The following is a 23,307-nucleotide window of genomic DNA, read 5'->3' as shown; positions in this document are numbered from 1 at the left end:
AGGATTTTTGTGAAAATTAATCATCGTTACTTAAATACAGCCCCCTCCATTATTCGCGAGTTTGCTGAAACTTTTGCCCAAATTGATGGTCTACTCCCCTTCACAATCGGGGAACCTGATCTTAACGCCCCTGAAACGGTTAAAGACGCCATCAAAAAGGCTCTAGATGAAAATAAGACCCACTATGCATCAGCTAAGGGTCTGGAAGAATTGGTCGAGGCCATCGTTGCTTATTTTAAACGAACACAAGCTCTTGATTTAAAAGCTGATAATGTGATTATTACCAATGGGGTCACCGAAGCTGTAAAAATCGCTATGGATGTTTTCATTAATGAAGGCGATAAAATTATTGTTCCTTCTCCTTTCTTTGGCCTTTATGAAATGACAGCAGCGATTGCGGGGGCAGAATTGGTAACCCTAGATACCAGCCAAACCGATTTCAAGTTAACCCCTAAGGCTTTGGAACGGAGCTTGGATGCTAACCCAGAGACGCGTTTAGTCCTCTTAAACTACCCGAATAATCCGATTGGGAATACCTATACCAAGGATGAAATTCGTGAATTAGCCGAAGTGATTAAGCGCTATGATGTCTTTGTCATTAGTGATGAAATTTATTCAGACATGATCTATGACCAAGACCATTATTCCATCTACAATGAAATCCCCAACCAAACCATCTACCTCAATGGCCCTTCCAAGAGTTACGCCATGACCGGACTTCGGATTGGTTTCATCCACATGCCTGATGGCTATGTGACTCAAGGTTTGGTTTCCCACCAAACCATGGTTACCAGCGTGTCTACCCCTGATCAACATGGGGCCATAGCTGCCTATAATGACTGTGATGACTTTGTCGTGGAAGCCCGTGATAAATTTAAGAGTCGCCGCGACCTGCTCTTAGAAGAATTACCTAAGATTGGTTTAGAATTCGTTCACCCAGCTGGAGCCTTCTATATCTTTATCAAGGCACCAGAATCATATAATGGTGATGACAAACAATTTGCCCTTGACCTCGCCCATAAGGCCAAGGTAGGGGTGATTCCAGGCTTCGCCTTCGGTAATGCCGGTAAAGGCTACGTTCGTTTCTCCTACGCCTCTTCTTACGAATCCATTCAAGAAGGATTGAAACGTTTAAAGAACTTTGTTGATCAACTCAACTAGAGCTTGTGATAGCAGCTTATGAAACTATAAGCTAAAAAAAAGCCTTCCCGCTTCAAGTGGGGAAGGCTTTTTTAACTGGTTAAACTAATCTAAGGCTTTTAACTTACCGGTCTTGGTCATGTCATGGATAGCCTTTAAATCAGGTTCAAAGAGGCTGATCTTGTCATGGTTCTTCCCGTAGTAGAGTTCATTAGGGAAGTAAAGGCGTTCATCACCCAGTTCTTGGCCAGTAAAGGCTCGGATCAGTTGACTGGCTTCCGATAGTTCAATGATGGTTCCGTCTTTTTCCAATAATTCAATCTGGGTCCGGGGATTCTTTTGGCTGGGATCATAGAGGTCATAGGGCAGGTCGTAGTTACTGTTATAGGCAGTATAGTAGTTAATGTCGTAGCCCATTTGTCCGATCTTCTCTTGGAGGACTTGGGCAGTTTCTGCTTGAGTGTTGGAGTCAAAGGTGACCGATTTAAAGGGTTTGCGGTTGATGAAACGTTTGGACAAGTCAACCAGAATCGGGTCATCACTCGTTAAGATCCAATGTTGAAAGTAGGTTTCCATCACACCATCATCAACATGGAGATAGTCGGTGAGGTCCCACTCATTTTTCAAAAAGGGTACCAAGAGTGGAGAGTGCTTGATAAAGTACTTGGGATTGTCTTGGTAGAGGTCCTTAGCCCGTTTCAAGAGGCGGTTGAGGATCATTTCCATGGCCCGAGAAACCGGGTGGAAGTAGACCTGCATATACATTTGATAACGGCTGACAATATAGTCTTCCACCGCATGCATGCCGGCATAGTCAAACATAATCCCACCCTGGTAAGGCCGCATGACCCGCAAGATCCGCTTGAGGTCAAAGGCCCCATATTCAGCCCCGGTAAAGTAGGAATCTCTTAAGAGATAGTCCATCCGGTCGGCGTCGCATTGGCTCGAAATCAGTTGGACCACTTGGGGGTTGGGGTAACTGTGGTTGATGACGGCAGCCACTTTATTGGGAAAATCAGGAGAAACGGTAGTCAAGATTCGGTTGACCTCGGTCTCAGGGGAGGTAATGATGGCCCGGGTGACCGCTTCATGGTCAGTACCGAAAAGTTTTTCAAAGGTGTGGGAGAAGGCGCCGTGGCCAATATCATGGAGGATAGCGGCACAAAGAACCACTAAACGTTCTTGGTCATCCCACAAGCCATCGCCTGGCTCTTGACTAGGATAGTTGCGTTGGAACTGGTTAACAATCCGGCGGGCAATTTCATACACCCCCAGGCAGTGGGCAAAACGAGTGTGGTCAGCTCCGTGGAAGGTAAAGCTGGTCGTGCCTAATTGCTTAACCCGGCGCAGGCGTTGGAATTCCTTGGTGTTAATAAGGTCTAAAAAGATTTGGTGTTGGATATGGATATAACCATGCACCGGGTCACGGAAGACTTTTTCCCGGATCCGGCGGTTAGCTTGTTCAAAAGACATAAATAACTACCTTCCTTCAGTTAAACGTTGGTTACGTTTGATCATGCGTTGGACCTGGTCATGTAAGATCTTTTGGTCTAAAGTCGCCAAGTCAATCTCTTCAAAAGAAGTCCCTAAGTCTTGGCTAATGACTCCTTCCAGGGCCTCGGTCACTTGGTCAGTGCTTTGGATTCTGGGCAGGCTCGCCTTGAGGTTGGCCATGCTATCGGGGTTAATGATAGGGTACTTGGTTTTTGTCGCTTGGTTTTGTTTACCTAATTGGTAGAAGTTTTTCACCACTTGACCACGGTAATCTTGCTGGCCATAAAGGGAAAGGTAAGTAAAGATTCCAATGGCCCCGCCAATCCGTCTTTGGGCAATGCCGGCAATTTTTTTACCTGCCAAGCTGACATCAAATTTACCCGGGCAGTAGGAATCACTGACTTCCCCGGTGGTTAGTTGCAATTGGTAGGGGGCCAGTAAGTCCTGGAGGAGTTGGACCTTGATTTGGTAGGCCTGGTCAATGCTTAGCTTATCGGGATAACTATGGGGGCCCAGGTGGAGGGTATAATTCACTACCCCAGGTTCACTAATGACCGCCAGTCCCCCGGCCGGACGCACCACCGCTTGGTAGGGGGTTTTTTCTTCGACGGCTGCTAGGGCTTGGTCCAGGTAGGGCAGGCGGGTGTCCTGCATACCAAGAATCAGGGTGGGGTCGGTGGTCCAGGTGTGTAAAATCAAATCGTAGGGGAGGGCTTCCTTGTTGAGACCATTTAATAGGTAGTCGTCAACGGCAAAAGGGAGTAAGGGCGTCTCCTTGGCGTAGTGCACATTGAGACGGGCGATTCTGAGCCCTGGCCCTTGATGAAGATAATTCTTGATTAACATGCAATCCCTCCTCGATAATTTGCCTATATTATAGCATAAAGTGAATAAACAAAGCCCCTCTCAGTGACTAGACAACCAGGAAAAAGCCTTGACTTTATTAAAAAAATTCACCTATGCTATACTCAATGAAGAGAAATAGACTGATTAGTAACAAACAGTGAAAGAGTGAAGAGGTGGACTAATGAGCAGAATGAAGGAGACCATTCATATCCGTGGCGTCAACCACATCAAGCAAGCGGGGGAAAAGCAGGAACTGATCATCGACCAAAAAGGCACTTACTTTGCCCACCCCCATGCTTTCTTTATTGAATATGAAGAAGATTTTCAAGGAGCTAAGAGCCGGGTGCGGTTGAAGTTTGACCACAAGCAGGGCCTAACCATTAAGCGCTCAGGTCAATCTGTCCAGGCCACTATCCCCTTAGCATTGGGAAAAAGGCAGAGCTTTCTCTACCGGATCAAGGGTTTGCCTAACTTAAGCCTGGCCAGTGAACTGGACCAGCTCAAGGTGGAAGAGTTTGAAGGAGGGGGCAGGATTAACTGTCACTACCGAATTTTTGAAGACTTGGACCAAGAATTGGGTCAATATCAATTGCAATTGAAATATACTTATGATGTAGTGTAAAATAGATAGAGTATGACAAATTTTTTAGCCTGAAAGGATGACGCTTGAGTGAACTTACAACGCCTAGACCACCAAAATAAGGAGGAGCTGTCTTTATTAGAAGTGGCTTATGAAATTTTGGCTGAGAGTAATGAAGTTTATGATTTCAATCAATTATTAGCAGCTGTGCAAGAATATCTTGACTTGACCGATGACCAAGTGGCTCAACGCATGGTCACCTTCTATACCGAATTAAATACTGATGGGAGTTTCATTTCCTTGGGTGAAAACCGCTGGGGCTTACGGGCTTGGTACCCAATTGATTCCATTAACGAAGCCATTGTTTCTTCCATGGATGATGAAGATATCAAAGAAAAACATAAGACTTCCCGTCGTAAGAAAGTCAATGTCTTTGATGAAGGCAATGAGGACATGATCGACTACAATGCTGATGATCCAGAAGATGTTGATGCTTATGAAGCAGACTTTGATGATGACGATTACGATGAAGCAGACTATGACGATGTCGACGTGGATGACGACGATGAAGATAGTGACGAAAATGACGAATTGAAAGATTATCAATCGGACTTGGATGAGTTAGGTGATGATGAAACTGAAGATGACTTAGAAGATGGTCTGGAAGGCGACTTAACCATTCTCGATGATGAGGACTTGGAAGACGAAGAGGAAGACGACCACGACTTCTAATAATTTATCGAAAAAACGTGTGACCAAAGTTAAGAAGGCTGGTATAAAACCAGTCTTTTTTGTATATTAAGTTTCTCCTCTTTTTGCGCTTGTCGCACTCTTTAGTTGAGCTCGGACGCCAGCCTTGAAGTTGCTTCAGAAAATCCCAACGCACAGCTCCCTGTGCTTATGATATTTTCCTCCAGCAATTCAAGTCTCTGACGGCGTCCTCACATCCTTTTCAAACCTGCTCCGGGTGCAAGGCAAGCGTCCACTTCACTAAAGGTCAACGAATTCTCTTTGATAAATCTTTTGTCCTTTAGCTCCAGTTGCTATAGCTGTTCGAAGCGGAGCGAGTTACAGATATAGTATGCGTAGCGGTCTTGCCTTTTGGCACACTCGTCGCACTCTTTTCCTTCACAAAGTTTTTTAGAAAGAGTATTGGGGGTTTTCAATTTAGCTGTTAAAAAGGCTAAATTTTTTATTAAGAATTTTTTGAGGGCTTTTATCAGGGCTTTAACTGCTGGATGATCTTGTGATCGATTTCATTAGTTGGATCTTGTTTTGATTGAGAGGGCATTAGGCTTGATACCAAGGGCTTTTAGGGAGAGAAAGGGATTGGATTTGCTTTTATTTTTACTTTTACTAAGAAAAAGATTTAAGCCAGAATAACTTAAAAGCGAGAATACATCGATATAGACTGACTTGGTATTTTAGTATACAATAAATCAGTATAATTATTTTACCCCCCAATCCTCAAATCCTCACTTGTGAAAGGAATTTTATCAACGAAATGAAAAAATTTATTATCGAAGGCGGACGACCACTTAGCGGAGAAGTGTTAGTTTCTGGGGCTAAGAATAGTACAGTGGCGCTGATTCCTGCTGCTATTCTGGCAGATAGTCCTGTTGTCTTAGAGGCTGTTCCAACGATTGATGATGTTGATTCGCTGATTAGTATTTTAAGAGACTTTAATGTGAGTGCTGATTTCCAAGAGCACGTCCTACGTATTGACCCTAGCCAAATGGAAAATATCCCCATGCCTGAAGGGAAGATTCAAAGTTTACGGGCTTCCTACTATTTTATGGGGGCCTTACTGGCTAAATATGGCGAGGGCACCGTGGGGCTACCAGGTGGTTGTTCCCTCGGTCCCCGTCCTATTGACCTCCATATTAAGGGCTTTGAAGCCCTAGGCGCTAAGATTGAAAGCGAAAATGGCGCCATCCACTTTTCCACCCCTAATGGCTTAACTGGGGCTGATATTTACCTGGATGTCGTTAGTGTCGGAGCGACTATTAATATTATGTTAGCGGCTGTCAAGGCTAAGGGGCAAACGGTGATCGATAACGCCGCCCGGGAGCCTGAAATTATTGACGTGGCTACCCTTTTAAATAAAATGGGGGCTAACATTAAAGGGGTAGGGACCTCGACCATCCGGATCGAAGGGGTTGACCACTTACACGGGGTCAGCCATGCCATTATCCCCGACCGGATTGAAGCGGGAACCTATCTCACTGCCGCTGCCCTGGTTGGCCAAGGGGTTTATGTGAAGAACGTGATCTTTGAACATATTGAAGGTTTAGTAGCTAAAATGGGCGAAATGGGCGTCAAGATGGATGTTTACGAAGACAAGATCTATGTCCATCCCCAATCTGATGACTTGGAGATGGTCAATATTAAAACCGCGGCTTATCCCGGCTTTGCCACCGACCTCCAGCAACCGATAACCCCGCTCTTGATCACTGCCCATGGTAGTGGCGTGATCGAGGACACCATCTATCCTAAACGGGTCAACCATGTCCCTGAATTACAACGGATGGGAGCCGATATCCATGTGGTAGACGACACCATCCATATCAAGGGTCCTAAGTCCTTAACCGGTACCAAGGTCACTGCCTCTGATCTGAGAGCAGGGGCTTGTTTGATCAATGCCGGCTTGGCTGCTTCTGGACGGACCGACCTCTATGGGGCGGAGCACATCTTACGGGGTTACGATAACATTTGTGAAAAATTACAGAAATTAGGAGCCAAGATCGACCTGGTTGATATCGACGACTAAGGGCCTCTACTCCTTATAAGAAAGGGTGCCTATGACTAAGAAGAAAGCAAAATTTGAAAAAGATGAGCTCTTAACCTGGGAAGATCTGGAAGGCCTCACCCTCAAGCAAATCTATGACTATGCCAAGGAATATAAGATTCCCTATTATAGTCAGATGAATAAAAAGGAACTGATCCTGGCTGTTATTCGGGCCCAAGAAAAAAGCCAGGGCTATTTTTCAGTTGAGGGCATCTTGGATATTACCGGCAATGAATTTGGTTTCTTGCGCCCAATTAACTATTCTCCTAGCCAGGAGGATATTTATATTTCTAGCTCGCAAATGAAGCGTTTTGGCTTACGGAATGGAGACTTGGTCTCTGGGACTGCCCGGCCGCCTAAGAACAATGAACGCTATCTGGGTTTGATGCATGTTTATGGGGTTAACGGCAAGGACCCAGAAGAAGCTAAACAGCGCTCGCACTTCCCCGCCCTAACGCCTATCTATCCTGACCAGGCCCTGCGCCTAGAATCGGCGCCTAAGCGCCTATCTACCCGGATGATTGACCTCATCGCCCCAGTCGGTTTCGGCCAACGGGGCTTAATTGCGGCCCCTCCCAAGGCAGGCAAGACTGTCTTATTAAAAGAAATCGCCAACGGTATTAGTGAAAACTATCCCGAAGCAGAATTAATTATTCTCTTAATCGATGAACGTCCTGAGGAAGTGACTGACCTCGAGCGCAGTGTCCAAGGGGAAGTGGTCAGCTCAACCTTCGACCAAAAACCTGATAACCATGTCCGGGTGGCTGAATTGGTCTTGGGACGGGCCCGGCGTTTGGTCGAAGATAAGCGGGATGTCATCGTCTTAATGGATTCCATCACCCGTTTAGCCCGGGCCTATAACTTGATTGAACCCCCGTCTGGTCGGACCCTATCCGGAGGGTTGGATCCGGCTGCCTTATACGGCCCCAAGCGCTTCTTCGGTTCCGCTAGAAATATTGAAGATGGCGGCTCTTTGACCATCCTAGCTACCGCCTTAACCGATACCGGGTCGCGGATGGATGACATGATCTATGAAGAATTCAAGGGCACCGGCAATATGGAATTACACCTGTCCCGGCAACTGGCCGAGCGTCGGATTTTCCCAGCCATTGATATTAAGAAATCCGGCACCCGCAAGGAAGAACTACTCTTAAGTGACCAAGCCCTAGAAGCCCTCTGGCAACTCCGCCAAGGCATGCAGGGGAATAGCCAAGAGTATACCGAGAGCTTCATCCATGAGTTATCACAAACCCAGACTAACCAACAATTTATCGAACGCTTGGCTTCTTTTGGTCAAGCGTTGAAAGAAAAATAAAAAAGTCTTGAAATCAAAAAAACTCTGTGATAATATATTGCTGTTATGTAAAAATAATCTCTAAATTGAAAAAGATTTAGGGCGCAAAGGAGAGTAGACGACTAATGAAACAAAATATCCATCCAGATTACCATCCAGTCGTTTTTATGGACACAAGTACAGGTTTTAAATTCCTATCTGGTTCCACAAAAACTTCTGATGAAACCGTTGAATGGGAAGACGGCAACACTTATCCATTGATTCGTGTGGAAATTTCTTCCGACTCCCACCCATTCTATACCGGACGTCAAAAATTCACTCAAGCCGATGGACGTGTGGACCGTTTCAACAAGAAATACGGTTTTGCCGACGCCAACGCCAAAAAAGACTAATAAGATTACAAAAAGGAGCTTGCCATTCATGTCAAGCTCTTTTTTTATACCTGGTGACTTCCGCTTATGAATTCTTAAGGATTTACTTAAACTTTTCTATAAAAGTCTTTACTTCACCTTCCTGACTTGTTTTTTTATAATAGGTGGGTAATAATTAGAACGATTTCGTTAGGCCAAATAAAGGAGTTATTATGAAGAAGATTAACTGGAGCCGCATATTGGGCATTCTCCTGATTCTTGTAGGAATCGGTTTTATCATTTACCAATATGTTCCCGCTGTGCAAGTGTATATCAACCAAAAAACTTATGCCCTAAGCAATGTCGACCGTGATCAAGTCCTCAAGAACCAGGAAGATAACTCAGGGAACTACGACCCTAACCAAGTGACTATGGTAACCCCTGAAATGGTCCGGGCAGCCCGGAAACGAATCCGTGAGGGCAGTGACGAACTCAATGTGATCGGAGCCTTGGCTATGCCCAAACAAAATATTTCGATTTCGGTCATGAATGGCTTAAGCGAGAGTGTTCTTTTGAGTGGGGCAGGAACCTTTTACCCCAACCAAGAGATGGGGGTTAATAATTACCCCTTGGCTAGTCATAATATGGATGCGATTGCGCCAGGCTTGTTGCTCTCCCCTATGGTGGAAAATACTTCTTTAGGGGATAAGATTTACTTGACTGATATGAAGAACATTTATGAGTATGAAACCTTCTATGCCCAAAAAACCGATCCTAGTCGGGTAGATATGGTGACGCTTGAATCCAAGGAGCCGATAGTGACCCTAGTGACTTGTGAAGAATCCACTTCCGCCGCCATGCGTTATATCGTCCAAGGAAAGTTGGTTAAACAATGGCCATTTGAGAAGGCGCCTAAAGAAGTGATTGAATACTTCAGCTAAACAGCGATTTTTAGGAATTTATCCCCCAACATAAAAAACTGCCGCTTGTCTATTTGACAGGGGGCAGTTTTTTGATTGTCGCGATTACATAAATAAACTTCTAATTAATAAGCCGATGATTAAACCCACCACAAAGATTAAAACATAGCGCAGGGTATTGTTATTGTTCTCTTTCATAAGTTTTCCTCCTCTTAATGAATGGCTTTTTATGACATAATTGTTACATCCTTAGCCTAACAAAAAACAGCGCTTTCAAAGAATTTTACTCATTGAGTATTCACTTCTCCCGGCTAGTCAATAATAAGCCTAAGCCTGACTAATCTGGACTAGCGGATGAAACTTGGCATTAAACACAAGCAAAAAAACACCTTAAGAAGGCTTGATTGAAGCAGTCTTCTTAAGGTGTTTTGCTGTCTGACTCGAGCGATTGTTGGTGATTTATTTCTTTTCCAAGTCTTTGAGGTAGGCCTGGGTCAGGTCACGGTAGCTTTCCTCTGGGTGCTGGCTAAAGTAAGTGACCCATTTTAAAAACCAGGCCTGGTTGGGATGGCGCCGGTAACGTTTGAGGAGCCTGTCTAAATCAGCCACACCATTGACGTGGAGAAAGGCGGCGTTAGCCCGGTGGTAGCTATCGATCGGGGGAGCGGGTAGGGGAAAGTGCCGTTTTTGCCCCAGGCTAAGAAAAGTTTGAAAGTCTTCAGCCAGTAGGAGTTTTTGTCCAGTGGCAAAATTCTGATAGTAAACTTTAGGCTCACTCTGGCTTTCCTTTAAGTTTTTGGGGAAGGCTAGGTAGGCCACCGCGGCCTGGTCTTCATAGAAGATAATGTCATGGTCGCCCAATTCCTGGGAAAATTGGAAACTCTCTTGGTCCAAAAGGTTGGGGACCAGGTAGGGGCGGTTGACGGGTCTGGGATAGAGTCCGGCAATATAGGGAATGTAGACGGCATCCAGGGCATCAGGACTGGGTTTAGGGCTTTTGAAATAGCCCTTAGAGCTATAGCCGCCATTAACTTGGTTGACTAAGTTGTGATAGGCGATAGGGAGGTCATGGACCATAATCGCCCCTTTGATCGGCCTTTGTGAGAGATAAGTATAGTAATGTTTTTGGAAGGGGAGGGCGAGCAAGTGAATATTATGAGCGCCTTTCATAAAAAGATGTGTCACTCCTGTCTAAAGTTTGGTATCATTATATGGTACTGTGAGGAGGGAGCTGGTGGTTGTGAATTATATTTATATTTTGCTTGAACCAACAAGTAATCATGTAACCAGTCGTGGTCTAGGGGTTTTGCACCTGAAAAAGGCCATGAAGAAGTTGCCCCGTAATTTAGTGCTCCTGTCTAGCCCTAAAGATATGGGCTCCTTTGATGATTATACACGTTTTGAGCTGATTCGCGGAGAAAAAGCGTTTCTGATTTCTTGATTGAACAGGAAAGCGTGGCTAATCCCCATGTCAAATGGATTGACTATGATTCTCAGGAGTTACTGCATCAGTTAGATCCCGGTGAAATCGCCGAAATGCTCTATCTGAGTCATGCCAACCGGCACTGGCATTCACCCTTCTTTTATAAATTACAGAATAATTATGTCTGCCTACCCATGGAAAATCATCTGGTAAAGGTTTATTATCGCTATATCAATGAGTTTTTCTACCAATTGGCACTTAGAATTAAGGCTTGTGTGGAAGATAGCGGGGTAGGCAAGCGGCCATTGTTTTTCTTAAGCAGTTCTTTAAGCACTAAGGAAATCCCTCTCCCCTCACTGGAAACCATAGAAGAATTACGACCCTTGCTTTACGAAGGGGCGATTTTTGATTTTTCCCAGGTGGATTGGGCCCGGCAAAGTGACCTAGTTATTCCGATTTATTTGGCAGAGGACCAAGTGGATGAAACCATCAATCGACTATCAGAGGCGAAGTTATTAGCCAAGCTGACCTATGATTCAGCGAAGGGTTGGTCGATTAAAGAACTTTCGAACGAAATATTTGGAGGCTAATTATGAAGATTGTCTTACTATACGGAGGACAAAGTGCTGAGCATGATATTTCTATTATGACGGCGCAATCAATTATCAAGCATATTAATTATCAAAAGCATACTTTGTTGCCTGTCTATATTACTCAGGCCAACCAATGGATTAAGGGGACGGCGATTGACCGAGCTCCAGAAGCGGACCTTCCGCTCCGTTTTAATCCTGAATTGGACGCTAATGACCCTGAACACGGCGACTTAGTTAGTCCTTGTCAGGTCTTTAATGGGGAAGAAGTTATTGCCTTCCCAGCCTTACATGGTCCCCACGGAGAAGATGGTAAGATTCAAGGTTTATTTGAAAGCTTGAATGTGCCTTATGTGGGCGCGGGTGTTCTAGCTAGTGCAGCGGGCATGGATAAAATTATTTCCAAACAACTCTTCCAACAAGCGCAAATTCCCCAAGTACCTTTTACCTCGCTCACCCATTATGAATGGGACCAAGAACGGGCCAAAAGCCTCACTCGAATTGAAGGGGAATTGGTTTATCCCATCTTTGTTAAACCCGCTAACCTAGGGTCTAGTGTGGGGATTTCCTGTGCCAACGACCGGGAGGAATTAATCCAAGCCATCGAGCTGGCCTTTAATTATGACCGCCGGGTAATTGTGGAACAAGGGGTAGAAGCCCGTGAGGTAGAAGTAGCCGTGCTCGGTAATGATGCCATTGAAACCTCAGTAGCCGGTGAAGTGGTCAAGTCTAAGAGTTTCTATAACTACGAAGAAAAATACATCAATAATACCGTAGAATTAGCCATTCCTGCCGACCTACCTGGTGAGATTATGGATAAGATCCGCGCTTATGCCGCTAAGGCCTATGCTGCTATCGATTCTAGTGGCTTAACCCGGGTGGACTTCTTTGTCACCCATAATATGGATATCTACATCAATGAAGTCAACACCATGCCTGGCTTTACCCAATGGTCCATGTATCCATCCTTATGGGAAGCGACTGGTATTCCTTATGACCAATTGCTGGAAAGATTAATCCAATTAGGCTTAGAACGTTTTGAAACTTATAAAGGATTGAAAAATGAGCAGTGATCAGATGAAAGCATTAGCCATCAATGAGATTGTCAAAGCCGTGGGGGCCCTGGACTATGATTCCACAGCTGCCCATAACTTGATTACGTCGGTAGCCTTTAATTCTAAGGAAATCAAGCCAGGGGGCTTGTTTATCCCCCTAAAAGCTGCCCGGGATGGCCACGATTTTATTCAAGATGCCATCGACCATGGGGCTCAAGCCACCTTGTGGGCCAATGATCCCGCCGATGCTCCTAGCCAGATCCCGGTTATCCAGGTGGAAGATACCTTCACCGCCTTTGTTGATCTGGCCAAATATTATCTAGGTCTCATTGGGCCTAAGGTGATTGCCGTTACCGGTTCCGCTGGCAAGACCACTACTAAAGATATGACCGCGGCTACCTTATCAACCACCTTTAATGTTTATAAGACCCAGGGCAATTATAATAACCAACTGGGGGTTCCCTTTACTATCCTCTCCATGCCGGAAGATACTGAAGTCCTGGTAGTCGAAATGGGGATGTCAGGACCTGGTGAAATTCGCTTCCTCGCCCAACTCTGTCCCATGGATGTTGCGGTGATTACTATGATCGGGGAGAGCCATATTGAATTTCTCGGCTCGCGGGAAAATATTGCCAAGGCCAAGCTAGAGATCCTAGAAGGCTTAAAGGAAGACGGCACCTTCATTTACCCAGGCGACGAGCCCTTGATTGACCAAGCGGTGGTCGACATGCCGGAAATCAAAAAGATCCGGGTAGGACTGGATGACTCTGAGGATGTCTATGCCGAAAATATTGTCAATGAGCGCGAGCACACCCATTTTTATACCAACTTGTCCCCCAATGTGGAATTATCCATTCCTGTGAGTGGCGACTATAATGTGAAGAATGCTCTGATGGCCTGTGCGGTCGCCTATAGCCAAGGCTTAGCGGTGGAACAAATTAAAACGCCCCTGAGTCAATTTAAGCTAACGGCCAACCGTAGTGAGTGGTTGCTGGGTAAGGATGACATCCAAATTCTCAACGATACCTATAACGCCAACCCCAGTGCTATGCGGGCAGTTATCCGTAATTTCTCACAATTAGAACGTCCCGCTGTCACCAGCCATAAGGTATTGGTCTTAGGGGATATGTTAGAATTAGGTAAGTACAGCGCCAGCATGCATGCTAGCATTGCTGAGGAGATTGATAGCCCGCATATTGACGGGGTATATCTCTATGGTCAGGAGATGCAAGCCTTGGCTACAGCCCTAAAGGATAAGGGCTATCCCGAAGACAAAATTCATTACTATCCTGAAGATAAGGCCACTTTAATTAAGGACTTATTAGACCAAGTCCATTCACAAGACCAAATTCTCGTCAAAGCTAGCCACGGTATGGGACTGGCCGAAGTCGTTGCTGCCTTAAAAGCTTAAGGATAAAAAGCTTTAACCAGCAATTTTATGCAATCCGTGCTATACTAGAACAAGTGAATACACCAAGAACATAAGAGCTCGCCTTATGCAGGCGACTCTTTTTTAATAATAAGGAGGAATCTCTTCGTTAATGAAATTTGAAGAACTTAATTTAGATCCTAGACTGCTCCAAGCGGTCAAGAATATGGGCTTTGAAGAAGCCACCCCCATCCAAGCACAAACCATTCCCTACGCGTTAGAAGGACGGGATGTTTTAGGCCAAGCCCAAACCGGTACCGGAAAAACCGCTGCTTTTGGCCTACCCCTCTTAGATAAAATTGACCACCATACCGACCATATCCAAGCCTTGGTGATCGCGCCAACTCGGGAATTAGCCATCCAAAATGGACAAGAGCTTTACCGCCTGGGTAAGGAAAAGGGTGTCCGCACCGTTAATGTATACGGTGGGGCCAATATCCGCCGGCAAATCCACCAAATTAAAAAAGGCGCCCCTGTGGTAGTGGGAACGCCAGGCCGGTTAATCGATTTAATGAAACGCAAGGTCTTAAACTTAAACTTTATCGAAACCTTGGTACTAGATGAAGCCGATGAAATGTTGAATATGGGCTTTATCGAAGACATTGAAACCATTATTCGTGCTACTCCGTCTAACCGGCAAACCTTGCTTTTCTCGGCTACCATGCCCAAGGAAATCCAACGCATTGGTGAACACTTCATGCAAGACCCGGTAACGGTCAAAATTGAAGCCAAGGAAATGACCGCCGATACCATCGACCAGTACTTTACCAAGTGCCATGACCGGGAAAAATTTGATCTGTTAACCCGCTTTATTGATGTCAGCCATGCCAAACTGGCTATTGTCTTTGCCCGGACCAAACGCCGGGTCGATGAAGTCAGTCGCGGACTGATTGAACGGGGCTACCAGGCTGAAGGGATCCATGGGGACTTATCCCAGGAAAAACGGTCTAGCATTATGAAGGACTTTAAAGACGGTCGTTTGGAAATCTTAGTGGCTACTGATGTGGCGGCTCGTGGCTTAGATATTAGTAATGTGACTCATGTTTATAACTACGATATTCCTCAAGACCCTGAGAGCTATGTCCACCGGATCGGCCGGACGGGACGGGCAGGTAAGGGCGGTATGTCCATTACCTTTGTCTCAAACCATGAAATGGGTTACTTGCGTACTATTGAAAACCTAACCCATAAAAAAATGTCTCCCCTCCGTCCACCAACGGAAGAAGAAGCCTTCACGGGTCAAATCAAGCAATCCCTGGCTGCGGTGGAGGAACTCTTAGAAGAAGACCGTGATGACCAATATGAAGAAGTGGTGAACTACCTCAGCGAAAACTATACTGCTGAACAATTAGCCCTGGCCGTGGTTCGCTCACAAATGAAGGATAAAAATGATGTCAAGGTGTCCATCACGCCTGAGCGGCCTTTAGGGCGGAAACGTTCTGACAAAAACAGGGGCAAGTCCCACTCTAAGAACCGAGGCCAGCATAAGGGGAGAAATCACCACTCTAAGCCAAGACCTAAAAATAATAAGGGCCAAGGCAAGTCTAAGCACACCGGCAACAAAAAACGCAGCCAGGCTAAGAAAGGCAACAAGCCGGCTAAAAACCAATCCAATAAGCAATCATTTACCATTCGTTAAAGGATAGCGGACCATGATCAAAGGAATTGGTACCGACTTAGTTGACATCAAACGGATTGAAAAAGCGCAAAAACAGCGCCCCGATTTTGCCAATCGGGTATTAACAGTAAGTGAACGAGAGGCCATGGAGGCCAATAGCAGCTGGAAGCGTCAGATGGAATTTCTTTCAGGACGCTGGGCAGCTAAAGAGGCCTTTGCTAAGGCTTTGGGGACCGGCATTGGTCTATCCCTATCCTTCCAGGACCTGGAAATATTAAATGACCAAAAGGGCCGCCCCTGCCTGAACACGGCCGCCTATTCGGGCAAGATTTTTCTTTCGATCACCCATACCGATGACTATGCCCAAGCCTTTGTGGTCTTAGAAGAATAAAGAATGCTAGAACTACAGTCTCCGGCAGCATTTTGCCGACTGGCTGTAGTTTTTCTTTGTTTATTAATTTTGCTTTTTTATTTATTATTTCTTTAATTACAATCTGATCTGTGCTAATTTTACTAGGAAGGAGGAAGGCTATGAACTTTTACATTTTACTTTTTATTTTTGGTATTAACTTAATTTATATTATGCTTAATACTATCCGTACCCTCTTGGCCATGCGGGGTTATCGGTCCATTGCTCCTTTTATCGCCATGATTGAGGTGACTATCTATACCATCGGGCTTTCTGTGGTGATGAAATACCTGGATACCCCGATCTACCTGGTAGTTTATGCCCTAGGTTATGGGATTGGGATTTACCTGGGCATCCTCTTAGAGGATAAGATTGCCTTGGGACATGCGGTGATTCAGATTTTTACCCAATCAACCGATAATCATTTGGCCCAAAGCTTGCGCCAACAAGGTTATGGGGTGACGGTGCAGACTGGGTACGGCCGGGATGGTGACCGCTTAATCATGACAGTCTTAACCCCACGGTCACGGGAACAGCAAGTTTGCCGGACCATTGAAGCCATTGATCCCAAGGTCTTTTATATTTCTTATGATGCCAAGTATATCCACGGTGGATTTTGGACCAAGCGTTTGCGCCCTAGTCTTCCCCATCCTAGAAATCCGATGAAAAAAAGGGCCGAAAAGCAGGAGGATGAGAGCAAGGGCGAGGAGGACTAAGAAAATGAAGAAGCTAGGCTAGAGATTTTTGACTAGGTCTTAGCTGGAATTATAAAATTAAATAGCGAGACAGAATGCTTTCTGTTATATTTTGGGGAGCCCCTAGAGTAGGACTTGTAAGGTCAAACGACTCTAGGGGTTTTTCCTGTTTTCTTATTGCAATTGACAAGGAGGAAGACTCTGTATATAATCATTAAATTAATTTAAAAGTAATCAAAAATTCAGGTTCAGTGATGATTAGTGGTCCAGGAAAGTGGTCTCTGGTCAGTTTATTTAAACAAGCGAAAAGAGGGAATTGCTTATGGGAGGGAATAAAAAGTTATCTTTAAGACAGGGTCTGCCTTTACTGGCAAATTACGGGGTCTCCTTAATTGGTGATACTCTTTACTTATTTGCTATCAATTGGTTCCTCGTTTCTCAAACTCAAAATACGGCATTATTAGGAAAAATAAATAGTATCAGCACTTCAATTTTATTGTTTTCCAATCTTCTAGTCGGCCCGCTTGTTGATCAACTGAATCGAAAAAAATTATTAATCTTTTCAGACTTAATGAGCTTTATAGCTTGCTTAGTCTGCTCTGTATTATATAAAGATTATCTTGCTGATCAATTGATATTAATTCTTACCAGTGCGATCTTGAGCCTTGCTTTGGCCATCAATTCCCCAGCCGCCAAGGCCATTGTCCCTCATGTGGTCTTAGGGGAGGATATTGAACGTTTTAATTCTATCCAAAATACCCTATCAAGTATTATTAAGATAGGAGCCCCTATTATCGGTTCGCTAATTCTCTCTATTAATAACAATTTTAATTTCTTCATCCTGATAAACTCCTTATCCTTTTTATTATCAGCACTAATCATTGCTTCTGTGCCTTACCATGAAAATAATCACTTACCTGCTAGTCAGCCCTTTCAATTTCATGCGCATTTTGTCTCTGGTTTGAAGTATGTGTGCAGGATGAAAGCAATTTTAGGAGTCATGGTCTTCATTTCCTTATTAAATTTTATAATGACTTCTTATGACTTAGTTATTCCCTATGCGATCAATGTCTTATTAAAGGGGTCTGACAAGATATATAGCCTAGTCCTTAGTACAGAAGCTCTGGGCGGTATTCTTGGAGGGGTGATATTAACCTGTTATGGGAGTGGTCAATCAGAAGAAAGTTTTATCCAAGATCTTAAGTATCTAGCAGTCGTCTTGTTAATGGCGGGATTTTTTCATCATATTTTCTTTATTTTCCTATGTGCCTTTGTTAATGGCTTTTACCTAGTTCAAATTAACGCCAAGGTGTTCACGATTATACAAAAGCATAGCGACCAGGAGTTTTTAGGCCGAGTATTTTCTTTGCTCTTTGTTTTCAGCTCTTTGTTTTCACCTTTAGCTAATGTTGTATTTGGCAAGATCGTTCCCCTAGTCCAATGGCAGAGCTTTACTTTAGCTGGGCTAGGGGTAGTTGCTGTTTCCTATAGCATCAAGAAGTTCTTTTTTAGGGAGAGTAAAGCCTTCTTTAAGGGAAAATAATTGTGGTACAATGGGGTGTGCGTTGTTCGAAACCATCCAACGTAAAAAAACTAGGAGGAAAATACTATGCAAGAGAACAAAACCCGGCCCTTAGTGATTAATGCCCTAGTGGCGGCGATTTATGTGGTGATCTATTTTATCGCCCCTCAAATCGCCTATGGACCGATTCAATTTCGCCTATCTGAAGGGCTGAACCATTTGAACGCCTTTGACCGCCGCTATAAATGGGGTGTGGTGGCAGGTGTCTTTATTGCCAATTTCTATGGATTTGCCAATGGTTTAGGTTGGTATGACCTGGTCTTTGGGACCTTCCATACCGTCATCAGTTTCTTGATCTGTGATTGGATCTACCCTAAGCTTCCTTCCATCAAGGCCCGCTTAGGTGCAACGACAGTGATTTTCTCATTGATGATTTTCATTGTGGCTTTTGAACTGAATCTAGCCTTCCAATTACCTTTCTGGTACACCTACTTCACCTTAGTGGTCAGCGAGCTGATTGTTTTAGCGATCACAGCGCCACTTATGTACTGGATCGACCGTCAAGTTCATTTCCACGAAAAAATTGCATAAGAGCATTTGATATAGAATTTGTATGTGCAAAGCTGGGGCAAAAGTTCCGGCCTCTTTCCCAATCAAAATGCCAATACTTTAATCAAAATGTGTTCCAAGCGCAGAGCAAGCGTTCGCTTCAAAAAAGGCGTAGAATTCTCTTTGAGAATTTTACGCCTTTTTCTTCCAGCGGTCTTGCTCTTTGATGCGCTTGTCACACTCTAGGTTTTGCCCTAGCTTTTTTTATCCAAAATTTTAAATAGCACGTATTCACAAAATAGATAAAAGCGGAATAGAGAGAAAAACGACTACCTGTTGAAGTCTTTTCCTAAAAAAGGGAGTTTTTTGAAAAAATATTGGGAAAAGACTTGCTCGTGACCTTGCGTCATAAGCTAATCTACAGGCAGAAAGGAGGAAAAGCAATGCTTAATGAAGAGAAGAAAGGAAGTGAACCTGTGGCAACTTATACAAGTGGTGAATTGGCTAAATTAGCGGGGGTGACTGTGAGAACGGTCCAGTATTATCACAAACGCGGTCTGGTTCTTCCCACCAGTATTTCAGAAGGGGGCCGGCGTTTATATTCCCAAGGCGACCTCAACCAAATGAAGACGATCTGCTTTTTGAAAGACCTGGGCTTTTCCCTAGACGATATTAAACAAGTCTTAGATGAGGACAATGCCCGTGACTTGATTGATTTATTAATCGACCAACAGATCCAAGCCCTGGAGGCCAAGCGCCAGGAAGAAGAAGTCCAGCTCGACCGGCTTAGAGCCCTGCAAAAAAGCCTCAATTCATTTACTGACCTTTCTGCCACTGGCTTATCGAGCATTGCCAAAATGATGAATAAACGCAAACATGTTCAACAATTACATCTCTTTATCCTATTAACGGCCTTGCCGATTAGTCTCTTAGCAGGTTTGGCGGTTTTCTTACTCCTGACCCAGGGGAACTTTGCCTGGTTGGTCCTCTATTTCATCCTGGCTATCCCTTATGGACTCGGTATTAGCCGTTATTATTTCAAGCAAGTGGCCTATATTTGTCCGGAATGCCATTATGACTTCCAACCGGACTTGAAGGCAGCGATTTTCGCTAAACATACCCCTTATACCCGGAAACTAATTTGTCCGCATTGCCACTACCATGGCTACTGCGTCGAAACCCTCGCTCAGAAAGAAGGAGACCATTATGAATAACTTGAGTGAATATTTACCCTTTTTAATTCCTGTTGTTGTTTTACAAGTTGCTTTGTTAGTTTATGCCTTGCACCATATCTTAACCCATAAGACCTATAAAAGAGGGGGGCGGACTTTTTGGTTGGTTGTAGTGATCGTCTTGATGCAATTTATCGGCCCGATCCTCTATCTCATCTTTGGTAAGGAGGAGGACTGATGGCAATTTTGACCTTGGACCATGTGTCCAAAAAATTCGGCAGTCATACCATCCTTGATAATTTATCCTTGACGGTGCCCCAAGGCAGTGTCTTTGGCTTCATTGGAAGAAATGGGGCCGGCAAGACGACTACTATGAAACTTATCCTGGGCCTCATGTCCGCTGACCAGGGGCAAATTTGTGTTAAGGGCGAGCGGGTCAGCTATGGCCAGACTCAAACCAACCGCTATATTGGCTACCTGCCTGATGTGCCGGCCTTCTATCCTTTTATGAACGGAGAAGAATACCTGCGCTTTTTAGGGCAGATTGCGGGTATGTCAGTCAGTGAAGCCAAGAAAAGGAGCCAGGAACTTTTAGACCTGGTAGGCCTAGCCCAAGATAAACAACGGATCAAAGGCTATTCGCGGGGCATGAAGCAGCGCTTAGGGATTGCCCAAGCCCTCATGGGTCGTCCACAATTATTAATTTGTGACGAACCTACTTCGGCCTTAGATCCCTTGGGACGGCGGGATATTCTAGCGATTTTGTCTAATATTCGCCAGGAAACCACGGTGCTTTTTTCCACCCATATCTTGTCAGACGTTGAAAAGGTCTGTAGCCATGTGGCCCTCTTAAACCAAGGGCAGATTGCCCTAGCCGGCCCCTTGGAAACCTTGACCCATCAGGTGGGTGGACCCAGCTACCAAGTCGAGCTGGAGCAGGCTGAAGACCGCTTAAGCTTTCAAGCGGCCTTTCCCAAGAGCCAACTCGACCAGACCGGCAAGTTGCGCTTTTCTAGCCAAGATTATCCCTTGAAAGTAGTCTTAGCCTGGTTGGCTGACCAAGACTTAGCCCTCCGGCAAGTGGAGCGGGTAGAGACGTCGTTAGATGATTTATTTCAAGAGGTGGTTCGATGAAGACATTAATGACTTTACTGAAGAAGGAGTTTTTAGCCCAGTGGCGGGGTGGCCAGCTCTTTATTTTAGTTTTGGTTTTCTTTGTCATTGGTTTAATGAATACAGGCTTGGCCCTGGCGACTCCCTGGATGCTGGAACAAATTGCTAGCCAAGATAACGGCCTAGCCATCCAGGTCCAAGCGGTAGAAGTGACGGCGACCATGGCTTGGGAGCAGTTCTTTAAAAACCTCCCCCTAGCCATGCTCTGCTTTGTCTTTTTGGAGAGTCAGCTCTTAACTAAGGAATACCAGACCGGGACCTTGATTCTGGTCTTGACCAAGGGTTTGAAACGGAGCCAATTCCTTCTCGCAAAATTTATCTTCTTGGTCACCCTTTGGACCGGGGCCTATAGCATTTGCTGGCTGACCACCTTAACTTATACCCAATATTATTTGGGCAGTGTTAATCAGGACGATTTAACCCTTGCCCTCCTAGCCTGGTACGGTTTTGGCCTCTTGGTTGTCAGTCTTCTCCTCGTATCTTCCACCCTGGCAACTTCCTCTAGTGGGGTCCTAGTGACCTTGTTTGCTAGTCTCTTAGTCTTTTATGTGCTGAGTGTCTTCCCACAAAGTAAGGATTATTCTCCGATCCTTTTAACGGAAGGGAAGGCCTTATTGGGAGAAGGTTTGGATTTTGAAGACTGCCGTCAAGCGATCTATACTACGGGAGGGCTGATCCTGGGCAGTCTCTGTCTCAGTTTCCCCCTCTTTAACCGCCGGCAATTGTAGCCAATCCTGTCTAGTGGTCCATTTAATTAGAAAGTGCTTTGCCCGGCTGGTCCGGGCTTTTTTATAGAAAGGCAAAATGAATCAGGGAAAAGCTAGCTTTTCCTATTATAATGCTTGAAGCAAAGTATAGACGGGCGAAAAAAATTATAATATACTAGATTAATATAAAGACATTTTTGAAGCAATAAAGGAGAAATGATATATGGAAGATCCGGGGGCCTCTTCGATCCTAGGACAAATAATTTTAATACTGGTATTAACCTTAATTAATGCTTTCTTAGCTGGGGCAGAAATGGCCTTTGTTTCTGTTAACCAAGGCAAGATCAACCAATTGGCTGAGGAGGGCGACCGTCGCGCTGTAAAAGTGGTCCAATTACTGGATAAGTCGGATGATTTTCTGTCTACCATTCAGGTAGGAATCACCTTTGCTGGGTTCTTATCCTCGGCATCGGCTGCCAATACCTTTGTGGGCTACATCTTGCCTTATTTGGCTAATATACCCGCTGCCGAAATTCTGGCTACAGCGATTGTTACGGTGATTTTATCTTATATCTCCCTTGTCTTTGGGGAGCTCTTTCCTAAGCAAGTCGCCATCCAAATACCAGAGAAGTACTGCCTATTTTCGGCAGGAACAATATCATTCTTAAATAAAGTGTTTACACCTTTCGTCTGGTTATTAACCGCCTCGACTGACGTGCTAAAGGCTATCGCACCGATCGACTTTACCCAAAGAGAAGAACGCTTGACTCGCTCAGAAATGCGGAAGTTAATTGAGAGTGGCCGCAATGACGGAATCATTGATATGGATGAATTCCGGATGATGCAAGGGGTGCTTTCCTTGGATTCCAAGCTAGCTAAGGGCGTGATGGTGCCGCGGACAGATACCTTTATGCTGGATATTGAAGATGACCGCGAGGAGAACTTGCAGCTCATTCTTCAGTCCCAATATTCTCGGATTCCGGTTTACCGGGATGACAAAGACGATATTCTAGGTATTGTCCATGCCAAGGACGTTTTACGGGAAGCTAACCGGGTAGGCTTTGAAAATATTCAAATGGAAAACATCATGCGCGAGCCTTACTTTGCACCGGAAACGGTCTTTATCGATGATTTGCTTTTAGAGTTTAAGCGTAACCACCTCCACATGGCCATCTTAAAAGATGAATACGGGGGAGTGGTCGGTTTAGTGACCTTGGAAGACTTGATTGAAGTGATTGTCGGGGACATAGAAGATGAGTACGATGAGATGTCCTTTAAATATAAGAAGGTTAGTGATGATACCTATATCATTGACGGAAGTATGCCGATTGATAAGTTTAATCAGCTGTTCAATGCCCATATCTATTCGGGCGACTCCGATACGATGGCCGGTATTATTATTGAACACTTGGGCCGCTTTCCCCAAGATACCATTAATGAAAGCATCCAAGTCGATGATTATCTCTTCACCACGACTGATGTAGATGATGGACGGATTCGTAAAATCAGAGTCCACTACCAACCTCGTGAAGAAGACGACAACGAATAAGAAA

24 protein-coding genes and 1 riboswitch are annotated in these 23,307 nt (G+C 44.8%); of the genes, 21 read left to right on the top strand and 3 right to left on the bottom strand.

What is annotated here, in order from left to right; genetic code table 11:
- The first annotated feature begins 9 nt into the window (after positions 1–9).
- Positions 10–1,161 carry a pyridoxal phosphate-dependent aminotransferase gene (locus DBT50_RS07810; protein ID WP_111852108.1) on the top strand — a complete coding sequence of 384 codons (1,152 nt, stop codon included), beginning with the start codon at positions 10–12 and terminating at the stop codon, positions 1,159–1,161.
- A gap of 84 nt (positions 1,162–1,245) precedes the next feature.
- Here the strand turns inward: DBT50_RS07810 and DBT50_RS07805 are convergent, their stop codons facing one another.
- Both DBT50_RS07805 and DBT50_RS07800 read right to left on the bottom strand, forming a co-directional pair.
- Entirely contained in the window at positions 1,246–2,613 is a 1,368-nt protein-coding gene (locus DBT50_RS07805; protein WP_111852109.1) for an HD domain-containing protein, read from the bottom strand.
- A 6-nt stretch (positions 2,614–2,619) separates the two neighbouring features.
- Positions 2,620–3,480, bottom strand: coding sequence for a lipoyl protein ligase domain-containing protein (locus DBT50_RS07800; RefSeq protein WP_111852110.1), 861 nt, complete (start codon positions 3,478–3,480; stop codon positions 2,620–2,622).
- A 181-nt stretch (positions 3,481–3,661) separates the two neighbouring features.
- Here DBT50_RS07800 and DBT50_RS07795 point away from each other — a divergent pair, with 181 nt between their 5' ends.
- From DBT50_RS07795 to DBT50_RS07770, 6 genes are all read left to right on the top strand, one after another.
- Positions 3,662–4,102 (top strand): DUF1934 domain-containing protein, encoded by a 441-nt coding sequence (locus DBT50_RS07795; RefSeq protein ID WP_111852111.1) that lies wholly within the window; start codon positions 3,662–3,664, stop codon positions 4,100–4,102.
- Between the two features lie 48 nt (positions 4,103–4,150).
- Complete coding sequence (gene rpoE, locus DBT50_RS07790; protein WP_111852112.1) at positions 4,151–4,792, top strand: DNA-directed RNA polymerase subunit delta; 642 nt, start codon at positions 4,151–4,153, stop codon at positions 4,790–4,792.
- A 772-nt stretch (positions 4,793–5,564) separates the two neighbouring features.
- Positions 5,565–6,830, top strand: coding sequence for a UDP-N-acetylglucosamine 1-carboxyvinyltransferase (locus tag DBT50_RS07785; protein WP_111852113.1), 1,266 nt, complete (start codon positions 5,565–5,567; stop codon positions 6,828–6,830).
- A gap of 31 nt (positions 6,831–6,861) precedes the next feature.
- Positions 6,862–8,163 (top strand): transcription termination factor Rho, encoded by a 1,302-nt coding sequence (gene rho / locus DBT50_RS07780; protein WP_111852114.1) that lies wholly within the window; start codon positions 6,862–6,864, stop codon positions 8,161–8,163.
- A 104-nt stretch (positions 8,164–8,267) separates the two neighbouring features.
- Positions 8,268–8,534 (top strand): type B 50S ribosomal protein L31, encoded by a 267-nt coding sequence (locus DBT50_RS07775; RefSeq protein WP_013669986.1) that lies wholly within the window; start codon positions 8,268–8,270, stop codon positions 8,532–8,534.
- 191 nt (positions 8,535–8,725) lie between these two features.
- Positions 8,726–9,433, top strand: a complete 708-nt coding sequence (locus DBT50_RS07770) for a class A sortase (RefSeq protein WP_013670108.1) — start codon at positions 8,726–8,728, stop codon at positions 9,431–9,433.
- A gap of 438 nt (positions 9,434–9,871) precedes the next feature.
- On the opposite strand, the gene DBT50_RS07765 is transcribed toward DBT50_RS07770, so the two are convergent.
- The gene (locus DBT50_RS07765; RefSeq protein ID WP_111852115.1) at positions 9,872–10,582 is read right to left on the bottom strand and encodes an SMI1/KNR4 family protein; all 711 of its coding nucleotides are present in this window, start codon (positions 10,580–10,582) and stop codon (positions 9,872–9,874) included.
- Between the two features lie 64 nt (positions 10,583–10,646).
- Here DBT50_RS07765 and DBT50_RS07760 point away from each other — a divergent pair, with 64 nt between their 5' ends.
- From DBT50_RS07760 to DBT50_RS07695, 14 genes are all read left to right on the top strand, one after another.
- On the top strand, positions 10,647–10,853 hold the full coding sequence (locus tag DBT50_RS07760; RefSeq protein ID WP_111853292.1) for a hypothetical protein: 207 nt from the start codon (positions 10,647–10,649) through the stop codon (positions 10,851–10,853).
- Positions 10,850–11,425, top strand: coding sequence for a hypothetical protein (locus DBT50_RS07755; RefSeq protein ID WP_111853293.1), 576 nt, complete (start codon positions 10,850–10,852; stop codon positions 11,423–11,425). Before DBT50_RS07760 ends, DBT50_RS07755 begins: the two co-directional genes overlap by 4 nt.
- 2 nt (positions 11,426–11,427) lie before the next feature.
- Positions 11,428–12,498 (top strand): D-alanine--D-alanine ligase, encoded by a 1,071-nt coding sequence (locus DBT50_RS07750; protein WP_111852117.1) that lies wholly within the window; start codon positions 11,428–11,430, stop codon positions 12,496–12,498.
- Positions 12,488–13,891 (top strand): UDP-N-acetylmuramoyl-tripeptide--D-alanyl-D-alanine ligase, encoded by a 1,404-nt coding sequence (locus DBT50_RS07745; RefSeq protein ID WP_224785042.1) that lies wholly within the window; start codon positions 12,488–12,490, stop codon positions 13,889–13,891. Before DBT50_RS07750 ends, DBT50_RS07745 begins: the two co-directional genes overlap by 11 nt.
- Positions 13,892–14,021: 130 nt before the next feature.
- Positions 14,022–15,548: a DEAD/DEAH box helicase gene (locus DBT50_RS07740; protein ID WP_111852118.1), complete on the top strand. Its 1,527-nt coding sequence runs from the start codon at positions 14,022–14,024 to the stop codon at positions 15,546–15,548.
- Between the two features lie 13 nt (positions 15,549–15,561).
- Positions 15,562–15,918: a holo-ACP synthase gene (acpS, locus tag DBT50_RS07735; protein ID WP_111852119.1), complete on the top strand. Its 357-nt coding sequence runs from the start codon at positions 15,562–15,564 to the stop codon at positions 15,916–15,918.
- A 140-nt stretch (positions 15,919–16,058) separates the two neighbouring features.
- A complete protein-coding gene (locus DBT50_RS07730) occupies positions 16,059–16,652 on the top strand; it encodes a DUF2179 domain-containing protein (protein WP_111852120.1) in 594 nt (197 codons plus the stop codon).
- Positions 16,653–16,953: 301 nt separating this feature from the next.
- Positions 16,954–18,174: an MFS transporter gene (locus DBT50_RS07725; RefSeq protein WP_111852121.1), complete on the top strand. Its 1,221-nt coding sequence runs from the start codon at positions 16,954–16,956 to the stop codon at positions 18,172–18,174.
- A gap of 15 nt (positions 18,175–18,189) precedes the next feature.
- Positions 18,190–18,234, top strand: a riboswitch (PreQ1 riboswitch).
- 6 nt (positions 18,235–18,240) lie between these two features.
- Positions 18,241–18,744, top strand: coding sequence for a QueT transporter family protein (locus DBT50_RS07720; RefSeq protein WP_111852122.1), 504 nt, complete (start codon positions 18,241–18,243; stop codon positions 18,742–18,744).
- Between the two features lie 401 nt (positions 18,745–19,145).
- Complete coding sequence (locus DBT50_RS07715) at positions 19,146–19,916, top strand: MerR family transcriptional regulator (protein ID WP_111852123.1); 771 nt, start codon at positions 19,146–19,148, stop codon at positions 19,914–19,916.
- On the top strand, positions 19,909–20,112 hold the full coding sequence (locus tag DBT50_RS07710; protein ID WP_111852124.1) for a PLDc N-terminal domain-containing protein: 204 nt from the start codon (positions 19,909–19,911) through the stop codon (positions 20,110–20,112). Before DBT50_RS07715 ends, DBT50_RS07710 begins: the two co-directional genes overlap by 8 nt.
- Positions 20,112–21,008 (top strand): ABC transporter ATP-binding protein, encoded by an 897-nt coding sequence (locus DBT50_RS07705; protein WP_111852125.1) that lies wholly within the window; start codon positions 20,112–20,114, stop codon positions 21,006–21,008. Before DBT50_RS07710 ends, DBT50_RS07705 begins: the two co-directional genes overlap by 1 nt.
- Complete coding sequence (locus DBT50_RS07700) at positions 21,005–21,775, top strand: ABC transporter permease subunit (RefSeq protein WP_111852126.1); 771 nt, start codon at positions 21,005–21,007, stop codon at positions 21,773–21,775. The genes DBT50_RS07705 and DBT50_RS07700 overlap by 4 nt, the downstream gene beginning before the upstream one ends.
- Before the next feature lie 202 nt (positions 21,776–21,977).
- Positions 21,978–23,303 (top strand): hemolysin family protein, encoded by a 1,326-nt coding sequence (locus DBT50_RS07695; RefSeq protein WP_111852127.1) that lies wholly within the window; start codon positions 21,978–21,980, stop codon positions 23,301–23,303.
- Positions 23,304–23,307 lie beyond the last annotated feature (4 nt).

It is taken from the genome of Aerococcus tenax (assembly GCF_003286645.3).
In the GTDB taxonomy this organism is placed as follows: Bacteria; Bacillota; Bacilli; order Lactobacillales; family Aerococcaceae; genus Aerococcus; species Aerococcus tenax.
The sequence above is the reverse complement of the archived record's forward strand: the minus strand, read 5'-3'. Positions and strand labels throughout refer to the sequence as shown.

What these genes read in the sequence shown, in the direction of transcription:
- DBT50_RS07795 (WP_111852111.1), top strand. Translation starts at nt 3,662, where the DNA reads ATGAGCAGAATGAAGGAGACCATTCATATCCGTGGCGTCAACCACATC.
- DBT50_RS07730 (WP_111852120.1), top strand. Translation starts at nt 16,059, where the DNA reads ATGAACTTTTACATTTTACTTTTTATTTTTGGTATTAACTTAATTTAT.
- DBT50_RS07710 (WP_111852124.1), top strand. Translation starts at nt 19,909, where the DNA reads ATGAATAACTTGAGTGAATATTTACCCTTTTTAATTCCTGTTGTTGTT.
- DBT50_RS07800 (WP_111852110.1), bottom strand. Translation starts at nt 3,480, where the DNA reads ATGTTAATCAAGAATTATCTTCATCAAGGGCCAGGGCTCAGAATCGCC.
- DBT50_RS07695 (WP_111852127.1), top strand. Translation starts at nt 21,978, where the DNA reads ATGGAAGATCCGGGGGCCTCTTCGATCCTAGGACAAATAATTTTAATA.
- DBT50_RS07775 (WP_013669986.1), top strand. Translation starts at nt 8,268, where the DNA reads ATGAAACAAAATATCCATCCAGATTACCATCCAGTCGTTTTTATGGAC.
- DBT50_RS07720 (WP_111852122.1), top strand. Translation starts at nt 18,241, where the DNA reads ATGCAAGAGAACAAAACCCGGCCCTTAGTGATTAATGCCCTAGTGGCG.
- acpS (WP_111852119.1), top strand. Translation starts at nt 15,562, where the DNA reads ATGATCAAAGGAATTGGTACCGACTTAGTTGACATCAAACGGATTGAA.
- DBT50_RS07715 (WP_111852123.1), top strand. Translation starts at nt 19,146, where the DNA reads ATGCTTAATGAAGAGAAGAAAGGAAGTGAACCTGTGGCAACTTATACA.
- DBT50_RS07765 (WP_111852115.1), bottom strand. Translation starts at nt 10,582, where the DNA reads ATGAAAGGCGCTCATAATATTCACTTGCTCGCCCTCCCCTTCCAAAAA.
- DBT50_RS07750 (WP_111852117.1), top strand. Translation starts at nt 11,428, where the DNA reads ATGAAGATTGTCTTACTATACGGAGGACAAAGTGCTGAGCATGATATT.
- DBT50_RS07785 (WP_111852113.1), top strand. Translation starts at nt 5,565, where the DNA reads ATGAAAAAATTTATTATCGAAGGCGGACGACCACTTAGCGGAGAAGTG.
- DBT50_RS07770 (WP_013670108.1), top strand. Translation starts at nt 8,726, where the DNA reads ATGAAGAAGATTAACTGGAGCCGCATATTGGGCATTCTCCTGATTCTT.
- DBT50_RS07700 (WP_111852126.1), top strand. Translation starts at nt 21,005, where the DNA reads ATGAAGACATTAATGACTTTACTGAAGAAGGAGTTTTTAGCCCAGTGG.
- DBT50_RS07725 (WP_111852121.1), top strand. Translation starts at nt 16,954, where the DNA reads ATGGGAGGGAATAAAAAGTTATCTTTAAGACAGGGTCTGCCTTTACTG.
- DBT50_RS07805 (WP_111852109.1), bottom strand. Translation starts at nt 2,613, where the DNA reads ATGTCTTTTGAACAAGCTAACCGCCGGATCCGGGAAAAAGTCTTCCGT.
- DBT50_RS07740 (WP_111852118.1), top strand. Translation starts at nt 14,022, where the DNA reads ATGAAATTTGAAGAACTTAATTTAGATCCTAGACTGCTCCAAGCGGTC.
- rho (WP_111852114.1), top strand. Translation starts at nt 6,862, where the DNA reads ATGACTAAGAAGAAAGCAAAATTTGAAAAAGATGAGCTCTTAACCTGG.
- DBT50_RS07745 (WP_224785042.1), top strand. Translation starts at nt 12,488, where the DNA reads ATGAGCAGTGATCAGATGAAAGCATTAGCCATCAATGAGATTGTCAAA.
- DBT50_RS07705 (WP_111852125.1), top strand. Translation starts at nt 20,112, where the DNA reads ATGGCAATTTTGACCTTGGACCATGTGTCCAAAAAATTCGGCAGTCAT.